The organism is Hafnia paralvei ATCC 29927 (assembly GCF_001655005.1).
GTDB classification, from domain to species: Bacteria; Pseudomonadota; Gammaproteobacteria; order Enterobacterales; family Enterobacteriaceae; genus Hafnia; species Hafnia paralvei.
On record NZ_LXET01000008.1, the window covers coordinates 31,860 to 45,233 of the forward strand.

Consider the following 13,374-nt stretch of genomic DNA (forward strand, 5'->3'; position numbering starts at 1 on the left):
TTTAATGAAAACTTTTACAGCTAAGCCAGAAACCGTAAAACGTGACTGGTACGTAGTTGATGCAGACGGCAAGACTCTGGGCCGTTTGGCTACCGAACTGGCTCGTCGCCTGCGTGGCAAGCATAAAGCGGAATACACTCCGCACGTTGATACTGGTGATTACATCATCGTTCTGAACGCAGAAAAAGTTGCTGTAACCGGCAACAAGCGTTCTGACAAGATTTATTACCATCACACCGGCCACATCGGTGGTATCAAACAAGCGACCTTTGAAGAGATGATTGCTCGCCACCCTGAGCGTGTCATTGAGATCGCGGTTAAAGGCATGCTGCCGAAGGGCCCGCTGGGTCGTGCTATGTACCGTAAACTGAAAGTTTACGCAGGTAACGAGCACAATCACGCGGCACAGCAACCGCAAGTTCTTGACATTTAATCGGGATTATAGGCAATGGCTGAAACTCAATACTACGGCACTGGTCGCCGCAAAAGCTCCGCCGCTCGCGTTTTTATCAAGCCGGGTAGTGGTAACATCGTAATTAACCAGCGCAGCCTGGAACAGTACTTCGGTCGCGAAACTGCCCGCATGGTAGTTCGTCAGCCGCTGGAACTGGTCGACATGGTTGGTAAATTTGACCTGTACATCACTGTTAAAGGTGGTGGTATTTCTGGTCAGGCTGGTGCAATCCGTCACGGTATCACTCGTGCACTGATGGAATATGATGAGTCTCTGCGTGGCGAACTGCGTAAAGCAGGTTTCGTTACCCGTGATGCTCGTCAGGTTGAACGTAAGAAAGTCGGTCTGCGTAAAGCACGTCGTCGTCCTCAGTTCTCCAAACGTTAATGTTTTTCTGCTTCGGCAGAACATTAATACTAAAAGCCCGGCTTGCCGGGCTTTTTTGTACCTATAAAATTCCAGAAAGCTCGGAAATTTACGTGTTGTAAACTTATTACACTATGAAATAACCAACGCTTCCCCACAACACGGCCAAATTCTGTTAAACTATCTCCCACTTTTGCGCCCTGTTATCCGTACAATTGTTGAGCAATAGAGGCTGTAAATAATCTAACCCATTATTTATACATCGATTTTATAGCTTATGCGGTTTACAGGTGTGACAACAAATCTCTGGATAGCGCTCTTAATGGCGACTATTCATACCGTTTTCTAGATAAACTTGGAGGTTTTCATGGCTGTCGCTGCCAACAAACGTTCGGTAATGACGCTGTTTTCCGGCCCGACCGACATCTTTAGCCATCAAGTACGTATCGTACTGGCTGAAAAGGGTGTCAGCGTCGAGATTGAGCAGGTCGAGATGGATAACCTGCCGCAGGATCTGATTGACCTCAACCCGTACCGCACAGTACCAACGTTGGTTGACCGTGAACTGACTCTGTATGAATCCCGCATCATCATGGAATATCTGGATGAACGTTTCCCTCATCCACCACTGATGCCAGTTTATCCCGTTGCCCGTGGCGAAAGCCGTCTGATGATGCATCGCATCGAAAACGACTGGTATTCACTGCTGCACAAAATTGAAAAAGGCACCGCTCAGGAAGCTGATAACGCGCGTAAACAGCTGCGTGAAGAGTTGCTGGCAATTGCCCCTGTCTTTACTCAGAAGCCATTCTTCATGAGCGACGAGTTCAGTCTGGTTGACTGCTATTTGGCTCCGCTGTTGTGGCGTTTGCCGGTGCTGGGCATTGAACTGTCTGGTGCAGGTTCTAAAGAATTGAAGATCTACATGACTCGTGTCTTTGAGCGTGATGCATTCTTGGCTTCTATGACCGAAGCTGAGCGCGAAATGCGTCTGCACACCCGAGGCTAATCATGGAATTGTCTCAAATGTCGCCACGCCGTCCTTTCTTGCTGCGTGCCTTCTATGAGTGGTTGCTTGATAACCAGCTTACGCCGCATCTGGTGGTTGATGTTAACCGCCACGGTGTGATGGTGCCGATGGAGTTTGCCCGCGATGGTCAAATCGTGTTGAACATCGCACCGCGGGCGGTGGGTAATCTAGAGCTGGGTGATGATGCCGTTCGTTTTAATGCACGGTTCGGTGGCGTTCCTCGCAACGTGTATGTGCCGATTTCTGCTGTGATGGCAATTTATTCGCGTGAAAATGGTGCAGGCACGATGTTTGAACCAGAACCCGCTTATGAGAATGAGATGCCACTGATGTCAGTGGAAGATGAAGAGGCGTCGAGCGAGCCTAGCATGACGGTGATTGATGGCAATTTACCGGATTCATCGACAGAGTCTGATGATGATGGCGATGAGCCAACGCCGCCGCCGCGTGGTCGTCCTTCACTTCGCGTCGTGAAGTAATCTCTTGAAGACAGTAAAAAAGCCAGTCATATGACTGGCTTTTTTGTTTTTGAAATCTCAAAAATAGCCGCTTACTTGGATAGATTCAGTGCAGCCATAGTCCGTAATTTTGTTTCTCTTGCCTGTTCCGGTGCGGCCTGTACCAGCAGGGTATAGAGCAGGTCTATCACAAATAGCTGTGCAGTTTTGGTTCCCATCGAATCGCCTTGCAGTGTCCCCTGTCGGTTTCCATTAATCAGGCTGAAATCCGCAGTCTCGCTCAGCGGTGAACCAAGATTGTGTGTTAGCGCAACGGTGGTGGCTCCGGCCTGCTTAGCCAGTTTAAGCGCATGCACGGTTTCATTAGAGTCACCTGAATGGCTGATGGCAATCGCAACGTCGCCCGCTTTGAGTAGGGTTGCCTGCATATACATAAAGTGGTTATTGGTTACGGCATCGACGCGTAATCCAATGCGCATCAGTTTATGTTTCATATCTTCAGCGGTGATCCCCGATGAACCGACACCAAAAATATATACCGACTGGCTGTTTCTCAAGGCATCGACCACCAGACTCACTTGCTGCATATCAAGTAGATTCAATGTTTCAGACAGCACGTTATTAATGGTATTTTGCAGCTTCCGCCCGATGGTATGAGCATCATCAGACGCAGCGATCTCCGCATCTAGCAGTGGGCTGCTCGCCTCAGCATCGGAGGTGGCCAGCTCGATTGCCAAATCCATTTTAAAATCTTGAAATCCTTTATAGCCCAGCGTGCGGCAAAAACGAATTACCGTGGCTTCTCCCGCCTGAGTTTCTCGCGAAAGCTCGGCGATCGAAAGCTGTGTGACACGCAGCGGCGATTGAAGAATATAGTGTGCAATGCGTTGAGCAACACGGGTTAGGCTGTTTTGCATTGCACCTAGTGTATCGAGAATTTTTCCCGGTTTGAGGCGAAGGGCTTGTGACTCCATAAATTCCCTGTTTATCCGTGCTTGAAGTGGTTATTGCTGATGAGGGTTAATGCATCCGAGCGTAGCAAGAGTAGGGCGCTAAAAAAAGCGTGATATACATATAGGGGGTACATGTCTATCACGCGGTCAAAGAGGAGCAGTGGTACTATCGTATTGTTATTATTATCTTTAATGACTTAGTTCGCGAGGAGACTATGGTGGACTTTTATCACAGCTTTTTTAATCTTCTGAGAATCGTTAACCATGCAGCCCGGCTTGTGTGGCTCATTCGGTAGAAAAATAGCGAACATTCCTGGCACCATATGAAGGGTTTGGCGTTGTTCGAGGCTGTCACATAGCAGGTAGTCATCATCTTCATGATAGATATCAGGCTGTTGTGCCGAGCCCTCGAGGCCAAAATCAATGCGCTCTGTACCGCTGAGTAATATTTGGATATCCAGATATTCCCGATGCAGCTCGTAGCGCTTACTTTCTGCGGCTGATGTGTCAAAAGCCATCACATTGATAAAAATATCCTCTCCATCAATGACGTAACGACCAGCGTCTAGAGTGGCGAGATCTCGGGTTAATGCCTGTTTTATGATTGCGCGCAGTGAGCTTGATAACCCTGTTTGTACGCTGAGATCTGAAATCTTTCCAAGGATCATAGAAGTTATCTCTTATTGAACGGAATGAGCCTGTGCGGCAAATAATGCTGCGCCGATCAATCCGGCATCGTGTTGGTAATGCGCGGCAACGATAGGCACGTGAAATGGTGTCGGAAGTAAACTTAGCTGCTGTTTTACCTGCTGTAGATAACCGGACGCTAAACCGACGCTTCCTCCTAACACAATGCATTCGGTATCCAGTAACGCTTTAAGGTTTGCAATAAGTTGGCAAATGCTTTGTGCAGAGTTCTCCACTAGCTGCTGAGCTTGCGGGTTACCGTTTTGTGCTTCTGCGAAGATTTGGCGGGCATTTTTCCCCTGTAATTCGAGCTGAGCGGCGGCGGCAATTGCTCGGCCAGAGGCGATGGCTTCGACACATCCTGTACGTCCGCATCCACAGCGCGGCCCGTTTGGGTCGGCTAGTGAGTGGCCAATATGTCCTGCAAACGCATGGGGGCCGGTTAATAGCTTACCGTTGATAACAATGCCGCCGCCTACCCCCGTTGATACCGTGATAAATACGATATGCCTGAACTGTTCCGCTAATTGGCTGTATTCAGCCCATGCGGCAGCTTGTGCGTCGTTCAAAAGATAGCAGGGAAGCTTGGTCAGATTTTCTAAGGTGTTTTGCAGCGGAAATTGATTGAGCCCTCCCAAGTTATCTGGATTGAGTGCGGTGAGAATACCGTTATCGATGATCCCAGTAGAAGCTACGGCAACGCAGTGCGCTTGACCTTGGTAGTGGGAGACAAGCTGTGTCAACGCCGTGGTCAATGCTTGCGGCGATGAACTAGCCGGTGTTGATATTTCCTGACGCTGCGATATCTGTTGGTCCGCGTTGATAAGCGCCGCAGCCAGCTTAGTTCCACCAATATCAATGGCGAGTATGTTCATCATCAGCTCCCAGTTAGCGCTTAATGGCTTGGCTAAACCATTGGCAGATATGTTCAATGCGGGTGATTGCTGACCCAACGGTAACGGCCCAAGCCCCCTGTTCGATGGCCTTGGCGGCCAGCGCCGGAGAGTTGTATCGTCCCTCGGCAATGACGCGACAGCCTGCGTTGCTCAGCTCAGACACCATCGTCAGATCTGGTTCGTCAGGTATCTCTCCACCGGTATATCCAGACAGCGTCGTACCGATAAACTCGACGCCTTTTTGTTGGCACTCAAGACCTTCTTCCCGTGTCGAGCTGTCAGCCATAGCCAATAGACCGTGATGACGTATACGTGCCAGTAGATCGTCAATTTCGACGGGTCTTGAGCGGAACGTTGCGTCGAAAGCGATGATGTCGGCTCCAGCCTCGGCGAGCGCATCGATATCAGATAAATAAGGTGTAATACGTACGGGTGAATCTTCTAGATCACGTTTGACGATCCCGATGATTGGCACTGAAATATGCGGTCGAACGGCTTTTAAGTTTGTAATGCCTTCGATACGTATAGCTACAGCGCCAGCCGACACAGCTGCTTGAGCCATTGCGGTAACGATTTCCGGACGATCCATTGGACTATCAGGCACAGGTTGGCAAGAAACGATCAATCCTCCCTGTTCACGCACCCGCTGTTCTAAATCGGCTAGTAGTGACATTTTGCTCCATCCTAAAAAATTATTTGAAGTTTAACTCCAAATTACAATATTAGACGGAGTGGAACGGCATCAAGTATTCATTGGCTGAAATGTGAACAGGATCATAAAGTCGACGGCGAGAAGCAAAAAACGGAGCCGAAGCTCCGCTTTTTGGGGAAGTTGCTATTAGAAGGGCTTTTACACTGCCAAATTACACTTCCAAATAGCTCATGATCCCTTCTGCGGCTTTGCGGCCTTCTGCTATGGCTGTGACGACCAAGTCAGAACCACGAACGGCGTCACCGCCGGCGAAGATTTTAGGGTTACTGGTCTGGAAGGCATTATGGCTTCCTTCTGGTGCAATGATGCGCCCTTGTTTATCCAAGTTGACATCATGCTCTGCCAGCCAGCTCATCGAGTGAGGGCGGAAGCCAAATGCCATGACTACGGCATCTGCATCCAAAACATGTTCAGAACCGGCGATAGGCTGCGCTATGCGACGCCCAGCAGCGTCAGGCTCACCCAGTTCGGTACGCACCATCTTCACGCCGCAGACTCGGCCAGAGCTATTGAGCTCAAGGCTTAATGGTTGCAGATTGAACATGAATTCTACGCCTTCTTCGCGCGCGTTTTTCACCTCGCGTTTAGAGCCAGGCATATTTTCCTCATCACGGCGATATGCGCAGGTGACCTGCGTCGCGCCTTGACGGATGGATGTACGAACGCAGTCCATCGCAGTGTCACCACCGCCGAGCACCACCACGCGTTTGCCTTCCATACTGATGTAAGGCTCTTCTTCGCTAGCGTCGTAGCCCATCAGCTGTTTAGTATTGGCGATGAGGAACGGCAGCGCGTCGAATACACCGCTGGCATCTTCATTTTCTAAGCCACCGCGCATAGATTGATAGGTACCAACGCCAAGGAAAACGGCGTCATATTCATTCAGTAGCTCGCTGATTGGCACGTCCTTACCCACTTCGGTATTCAGACGAAACTCGATCCCCATACCGGTGAAAATTTCGCGACGCTTGGTCATGACTTCTTTTTCCAGCTTAAAGGCTGGAATTCCGAAGGTAAGCAGGCCACCAATTTCTGGATGGCGGTCGAATACGACGGCTTGTACGCCGTTGCGAGCTAACACATCAGCACAGGCTAAACCTGCGGGGCCTGCGCCAATAACGGCAACGCGTTTTCCCGTTGGTTGCACATGTGACATGTCAGGTTTCCAGCCCATGGCGAGTGCTTTATCATTGATATAGCGCTCGATATTACCGATGGTCACGGCACCAAACTCGTCATTAAGCGTACAAGAACCTTCACACAGGCGATCCTGTGGGCATACGCGTCCACATACTTCGGGAAGGCTGTTGGTCTGGTGTGCCAGATCGGCGGCTTCCATAATGCGACCTTCGTTTGCCAGCTTCAGCCAGTTCGGAATGTAGTTATGTACCGGGCATTTCCACTCACAGTATGGATTGCCGCATGACAGACAGCGGTCTGCTTGCGACTTAGCCTGTGTTTCAGAAAAGGGCTCATAAATTTCTACAAACTCGATCTTACGGATCTTGAGCGGCTTCTTAGGCGGATCAACGCGCTGTAGGTCAATAAATTGATAAACATTCTGGCTCATTTTTTTCTCCGCCCTTACTGCGCCTGTACCCGCAGCTCGGCTGCGGAACGACTACGGTGACCTAACAGTGCTTTCACATCGCTGGATTTTGGTTTGATCAGCGCAAACTTTGGTGCCCATTCTGGCCAGTGCGCCAAGATCTCTTCGCCACGGCTCGATCCCGTTAGCTGTACATGTTCGGTGATTAAACCTCGCAGATGTTCTTCATGGATCGCTAACTGATCCATACTTAGCACTTCTACCAGTTCAGGGTTAACGCGTTTGCGGAACTCGCCGTCTTCGTCCAGCACATAGGCAAAGCCACCCGTCATCCCCGCGCCGAAGTTGATGCCAGTCCGCCCGATAACACAAACGATACCGCCGGTCATGTACTCGCAGCCGTTATCACCAATGCCTTCAACCACGGTGATTGCGCCGGAGTTGCGCACTGCGAAGCGTTCTCCTGCGCGGCCAGCGGCAAACAGTTTTCCTCCGGTTGCGCCGTACAAACAGGTATTACCAATGATGCTGGCTTCGTGGCTACGGAAAGCGGAGCCGACGGGAGGACGAACCACAATCTTGCCACCCGCCATACCTTTACCGACGTAGTCGTTCGCATCACCCGTTAAGGTTAGCTCTACGCCACCGGCGTTCCACACACCAAAACTTTGCCCAGCAGTGCCGGTGAACTGCGCTTTGATCGGATCGCTTGCTAGCCCCTGATCGCCATGCTGTTCAGCAATAGCGCCAGACAATGATGCGCCGACGGAACGATCGGTGTTACGGATATCAAAGAACACGGTTTTGCTTTGCTTGGCTTCAATATTGGCCTGAACCTGCGCCAGCAGCTCCTTGTTAAGCAAACCTTTATCAAACGAAGGATTGCTCTCAGTGCAATACACCGCTTTGCCCGGTTTAGGTTCTGCGGTTTTCAGCAGCGCGGACAGATCCAGTTTGTTTTGCTTAGCGGTGAAACCATCCAGCTCAAGCAGTAAATCTGTGCGGCCAATCAGATCGACCAAACGGGTTACGCCCAACTCCGCCATCAGTTCGCGAGTTTCACGGGCAATGAACTGGAAGTAGTTGGCTACGCGCTCCGGTAAACCGTGGAAGTGGTTGCGGCGTAGTTTTTCATCCTGCGTTGCCACACCGGTTGCACAGTTGTTCAAATGGCAAATACGCAGATATTTGCAGCCCAATGCAACCATTGGACCGGTGCCGAAGCCGAAACTCTCAGCGCCTAAAATGGCTGCTTTGATAATATCGACGCCGGTTTTGAGGCCGCCATCGACCTGTAGGCGGATCTTGTGACGTAAGCCGTTTGCCACCAGAGCTTGTTGAGTTTCAACCAACCCAAGTTCCCAAGGACAGCCTGCGTATTTCACCGATGACAGCGGGCTTGCACCTGTTCCGCCATCGTAGCCAGCAATGGTAATGAGATCGGCATAGGCTTTGGCAACGCCGGTTGCAATAGTGCCAACGCCGGGTTCAGAGACCAGTTTGACCGAGATTAATGCTTTTGGGTTAACCTGTTTCAAATCGAAAATTAGCTGTGCTAAGTCTTCGATAGAGTAAATATCGTGGTGCGGTGGCGGTGAAATGAGCGTTACGCCAGGTACGGAGTAGCGCAGTTTGGCAATATACGGCGTGACTTTGTCGCCCGGTAACTGGCCACCTTCGCCAGGTTTTGCTCCCTGAGCCACTTTAATCTGAATCACGTCGGCGTTGACCAGATAGGCTGGAGTGACGCCAAAACGTCCCGAAGCGACCTGCTTAATGCGGGAAACTTTGTTGGTTTTGTAGCGTGCAGGATCTTCGCCGCCTTCGCCTGAGTTAGAGAATCCGCCCAAACCGTTCATGGCTTCGGCCAGCGCCTCATGAGCTTCTGGACTCAGTGCCCCAATTGACATAGCTGCGGTATCAAAACGTTTGAATAGCTCACTGGCAGGCTCAACGCTATCCACGGCAATGGTTTCACCTTTCGGCGTGATTTGGAGTAAATCACGTAGAGTGGATACCGGACGTTCGTTCACCAACTTGGCATACTTCTGATAATCTTCGTATTCACCACTTTTAACCGCGGCCTGCAGGGTATTTACCACGTCAGGGTTGTACATATGGTATTCGCCGTCATGAACGAATTTCAGCAGACCGCCCTGATCCAACGGTTTGCGTTTTAGCCACGCTCGTTTAGATAGGTTTTGCAGATCCTGTTGGAAGTCGCTGAAACCCGCACCACCGATACGACTGACGACGCCAGGGAAGCACAGATTGCTGACTTCACGATGTAAGCCAACCGCTTCAAACAGTTTGGAGCAGCGATATGATGCGATAGTGGAAATTCCCATCTTCGACATAATTTTGTACAGACCTTTGTTGATGCCGTTGCGATAGTTCAGCATCACGTCACGGTATTTTTTGTCGATAGCGTGGGAGTCGGCCAGTTTGGCGAGAGTTTCATATGCGAGATACGGATAGATTGCCGTCGCGCCGAAACCAAGCAGCACCGCAAAGTGGTGGGGATCGCGAGCGCTGGCGGTTTCAACAATGATGTTAGCGTCGCAGCGCAGATTCTTTTCCACCAGACGTTGCTGAATAGAGCCAACCGCCATTGGCGCTGGCACTGGTAAACGTTCGGCGCTGATATTGCGGTCAGACAGCACCAGCAGCACGGCACCGCCACGTACTTTCTGCTCTGCCTCTTCGCACAGCGCATGAATCGCCTGTTGTAAATCGGTTTGCTGCGGATCAAACGTCAGATCGAGCGTTTCTGCGCGGTAATGTTCGCTGTCCTGTGTGGTTAACTGGGTGAAATCTGAATACAGCAAAATAGGTGATTTGAAGTTCAGGCGATGAGCTTGTCCCTCGGCTTCGCTGAATACGTTCATCTCACGGCCAATACTGGTCGACAGAGACATCACATGGGCTTCACGCAGCGGATCGATTGGCGGGTTTGTGACCTGCGCAAACTGCTGGCGGAAGTAATCGTAAATAATACGTGGGCGACTAGAGAGCACGGCAAATGGCGTATCATCGCCCATTGAACCTGTTGCTTCCTGTCCATTCTCGCCGAGCACACGCAGGATTTGGTCAAGCTCTTCACTACTGTAACCAAATTGCTTCTGGAAGGTGAGCAGCTCATCGTCATTGAGTTCGCGCTGACCCACCTGATCGTCTGGCAAATCTTCGAACGGTACTAAGCGCTTAACGTTACGCTCCATCCACTCTTTATAAGGATGGCGGCTTTTCAGATCGTCATCGGTTTCTGCCGAATGAAGAATGCGTCCGCTGCGGGTGTCGATGACCATCAGCTCGCCGGGGCCAACGCGGCCTTTTTCGAGCACTTCATCAGGCTGATAATCCCAGATCCCGACTTCGGAAGCGCAGGTGATCAGTTTGTCTTTGGTGATGACATAGCGCGCAGGGCGTAGGCCGTTACGGTCTAGGTTACAGGCCGCAAAGCGCCCATCAGACATGACGATACCGGCAGGGCCATCCCACGGCTCCATATGCATGGAGTTGAAGTCGAAGAAGGCGCGTAAATCGGCGTCCATATCGGGGTTATTCTGCCATGCTGGTGGTACCAGTAAACGCATGGAGCGCACGATATCCATACCACCGCTCAGTAACAGTTCCAACATATTATCGAGCGAGCTGGAGTCTGAGCCGGTTTCATTGACGAACGGCGCTGCGTCCTGCAAATCAGGGATCAGCGGCGTTTTAAATTTGTAGGTACGAGCACGCGCCCATTGGCGGTTACCGGTGATGGTGTTGATTTCACCGTTGTGCGCCAGATAGCGGAATGGCTGAGCCAGAGGCCAGCGTGGCACGGTATTGGTTGAAAAGCGCTGGTGGAACAGGCAAATGGCCGATTCCAAACGCAGATCGGCCAGATCCAGATAGAAACGTGGCAGGTCGGCCGGCATGCACAGACCTTTATAAATCGTCACCAGATTAGAGAGGCTACAGACGTAGAAATCTTTATCTTCAATACGTTTTTCAATACGACGACGAGCGACGAACAGACGGCGCTCCATATCGCGCGGACGCCAGCCTGCTGGGGCGTTAACAAAAATTTGTTCGATGCGCGGCATAGAAGAAAGCGCGATTTCGCCCAACACGTCAGAATTGATAGGAACTTCACGCCAGCCGATGACCGACAGCGTTTCGTTCTGTAACTCTTCTTCTACGATGCGGCGACTGGCGCGCGCTTCGCTTTCATCTTGGCTGAGGAAAATCATACCTACAGCGTAGTTCTTGGCTAAACGCCAGCCGCGCTCTTCGGCCACCATACGGAAAAAACGATCGGGCTTTTGCAGCAGCAGGCCGCATCCGTCACCGGTTTTACCATCGGCCAAAATTGCACCACGGTGTTGCATTCGCGCCAGTGCGTGGATCGCGGTACGAACTACTTTATGGCTTGGCTCACCTTCTATATGGGCGATCAGACCGAAACCACAGTTGTCCTTTTCAAGGGATGCATCGTATAGCATTTCTGTGAACCTCCCGAGGCTCTGCATTACTTTCCATCTTACTGCGAGTTGGATAGTGCATAACCATTCGGCACGCGCATCCGCCTCGGTTATTGCACTTTTGGCGTCTTTCCAGCAGTGGTCAATAACGTGTTTCGAGGGAGTCGTAAATGACTACATAAAAATGACGAGACATTAGCCCGTCTAGAAAAAGTCGTTAAAAAAACATTTAGCTTCCAGCGGTCTTTCAACTTATCTAGAAAGAGTACGTAGGTCAAATGTGGGGAGGTTCACACTTTTAATCTGCTTGTGAATGCTTATTTAATTGATTATTAAATATAAAATATCATTTTTGGCTCTTTATGGAAGTCAAGGTAAGCCGAGAAAAATGTGAGCTGACTCACTGTAGTGCAAGCCTATTATTTATGCACCGTGCTAGAGCAATTCACTTTAATAGTGAATTATATTGTAAAATTAAGTTTTCGCGTTGGTTATGACTATTTTTCATCTCCGCAATATCATTGTGTCAGCGCATTGAAAATAATAAGAATTCTTTATTACAGCTCGTGTGAATTTATTATCATTAATAATGAATTTTTATTCTTTCTGCCTGCATGGTGATGATTGATCTTCATCAGCGCAGCAAAACGGAGTATGAGATAGGATCACCGCCCTCAGTTTTTCCGTGATGTGTACAGGCGAATCTTCAGACTATGCAGTTGCAGCAACTCGTAAATATGTTCGGTGCCGATCTCCAGCGCCGCTATGGTGAAAAAATTCATAAGCTTACCCTGCATGGTGGGTTTAACTGCCCTAATCGTGATGGCACATTGGGGCGCGGTGGCTGCACTTTCTGTAACGTGGCCTCTTTTGCGGACGAACAAATGCAGCGCCAGAGCATCGCGGAACAGCTGGCGGCGCAGGCGCGCAAGGTCAATCGTGCCAATCGCTATCTCGCTTATTTTCAAGCCTATACGAGTACTTATGCAGAAGTCTGTACCTTGAAGAACATGTATGAGGAGGCGTTACAGCAGGCCGATATGGTGGGCATTTGCGTTGGTACCCGCCCTGACTGCGTGCCGGATAGTGTCTTGGATTTGCTGAGTGAGTACCGCGATAAGGGCTATGAAGTGTGGCTTGAGCTTGGTTTGCAGAGCGCACAGGATAAAACCCTGAAACGCATCAATCGGGGCCATGATTTCACCTGTTACCAAAAGACCACGCGAGCGGCGCGAGAACGCGGTTTGAAAGTGTGTAGCCATTTGATTGTTGGTTTGCCCGGTGAGGGTAAAGAAGAGTGTATGCGGACGTTAGAGCAGGTCGTTAATACAGGCGTCGATGGTATCAAGCTGCATCCGTTACATATTGTCACCGGTAGCACAATGGCCAAAGCATGGCAGGCTGGACGTTTACGTGAACTGTCGTTGGCGGAATATGTCACTACTGCTGGTGAAATGATACGTCATACGCCGATGGATATCGTTTATCACCGCATCTCGGCGAGCGCTCGTCGCCCAACATTATTGGCACCGTTATGGTGCGAGAACCGTTGGACAGGAATGGTTGAATTGAATCGCTATATGCTGGAGTTTGGGGGGCAGGCTTCGGGTTTATAGCGGGATAATGCTTTGGGTCGTGGTGGATTAGAGTTCGTTTTTGAAGCCAAGGTGTAATATTCCGCCCACCTGTTCATACCGAGTTTCAATGTCAGTTCTGTGTAGGCGTACGAGCAGAGATCGCCAGCGCGTGGCCTTTGCACTGCGCAGATATCAAATTGTTGCTTTTAGCGTACGAAAC

At 50.3% G+C, this 13,374-nt stretch carries 11 protein-coding genes; 5 read left to right on the plus strand and 6 right to left on the minus strand.

Annotation, left to right across the window (positions count from 1 at the left end; genetic code table 11):
• Nucleotides 1–4 precede the first annotated feature (4 nt).
• The 4 genes from rplM to sspB all read left to right on the plus strand — a co-directional run bounded on the left by rplM (nt 5) and on the right by sspB (nt 2,329).
• Nucleotides 5–433, plus strand: a complete 429-nt coding sequence (gene rplM, locus M988_RS02845) for a 50S ribosomal protein L13 (protein WP_004091281.1) — start codon at nt 5–7, stop codon at nt 431–433.
• Between the two features lie 15 nt (nt 434–448).
• Nucleotides 449–841: a 30S ribosomal protein S9 gene (gene rpsI, locus M988_RS02850; RefSeq protein ID WP_004091282.1), complete on the plus strand. Its 393-nt coding sequence runs from the start codon at nt 449–451 to the stop codon at nt 839–841.
• A 346-nt stretch (nt 842–1,187) separates the two neighbouring features.
• Nucleotides 1,188–1,829: a stringent starvation protein SspA gene (gene sspA / locus M988_RS02855; protein WP_004091284.1), complete on the plus strand. Its 642-nt coding sequence runs from the start codon at nt 1,188–1,190 to the stop codon at nt 1,827–1,829.
• A gap of 2 nt (nt 1,830–1,831) precedes the next feature.
• Complete coding sequence (sspB, locus tag M988_RS02860) at nt 1,832–2,329, plus strand: ClpXP protease specificity-enhancing factor (protein WP_008815204.1); 498 nt, start codon at nt 1,832–1,834, stop codon at nt 2,327–2,329.
• A 71-nt stretch (nt 2,330–2,400) separates the two neighbouring features.
• On the opposite strand, the gene M988_RS02865 is transcribed toward sspB, so the two are convergent.
• From M988_RS02865 to gltB, 6 genes are all read right to left on the minus strand, one after another.
• Entirely contained in the window at nt 2,401–3,282 is an 882-nt protein-coding gene (locus M988_RS02865) for a MurR/RpiR family transcriptional regulator (RefSeq protein WP_008815203.1), read from the minus strand.
• 176 nt (nt 3,283–3,458) lie between these two features.
• Entirely contained in the window at nt 3,459–3,929 is a 471-nt protein-coding gene (nanQ, locus tag M988_RS02870) for an N-acetylneuraminate anomerase (RefSeq protein ID WP_064572772.1), read from the minus strand.
• A gap of 12 nt (nt 3,930–3,941) precedes the next feature.
• Nucleotides 3,942–4,823: an N-acetylmannosamine kinase gene (gene nanK, locus M988_RS02875; protein WP_064572773.1), complete on the minus strand. Its 882-nt coding sequence runs from the start codon at nt 4,821–4,823 to the stop codon at nt 3,942–3,944.
• Between the two features lie 13 nt (nt 4,824–4,836).
• Nucleotides 4,837–5,517 (minus strand): N-acetylmannosamine-6-phosphate 2-epimerase, encoded by a 681-nt coding sequence (locus M988_RS02880; RefSeq protein WP_008815200.1) that lies wholly within the window; start codon nt 5,515–5,517, stop codon nt 4,837–4,839.
• 190 nt (nt 5,518–5,707) lie between these two features.
• On the minus strand, nt 5,708–7,126 hold the full coding sequence (locus M988_RS02885; protein ID WP_008815199.1) for a glutamate synthase small subunit: 1,419 nt from the start codon (nt 7,124–7,126) through the stop codon (nt 5,708–5,710).
• Nucleotides 7,127–7,140: 14 nt separating this feature from the next.
• Complete coding sequence (gltB, locus tag M988_RS02890; protein WP_039184873.1) at nt 7,141–11,598, minus strand: glutamate synthase large subunit; 4,458 nt, start codon at nt 11,596–11,598, stop codon at nt 7,141–7,143.
• Nucleotides 11,599–12,290: 692 nt separating this feature from the next.
• Between gltB and mnmL the strand changes: the two genes are divergently transcribed.
• Complete coding sequence (gene mnmL / locus M988_RS02895) at nt 12,291–13,193, plus strand: tRNA modification radical SAM protein MnmL/YtqA (protein ID WP_064572775.1); 903 nt, start codon at nt 12,291–12,293, stop codon at nt 13,191–13,193.
• The last annotated feature ends 181 nt before the right edge of the window (nt 13,194–13,374 follow it).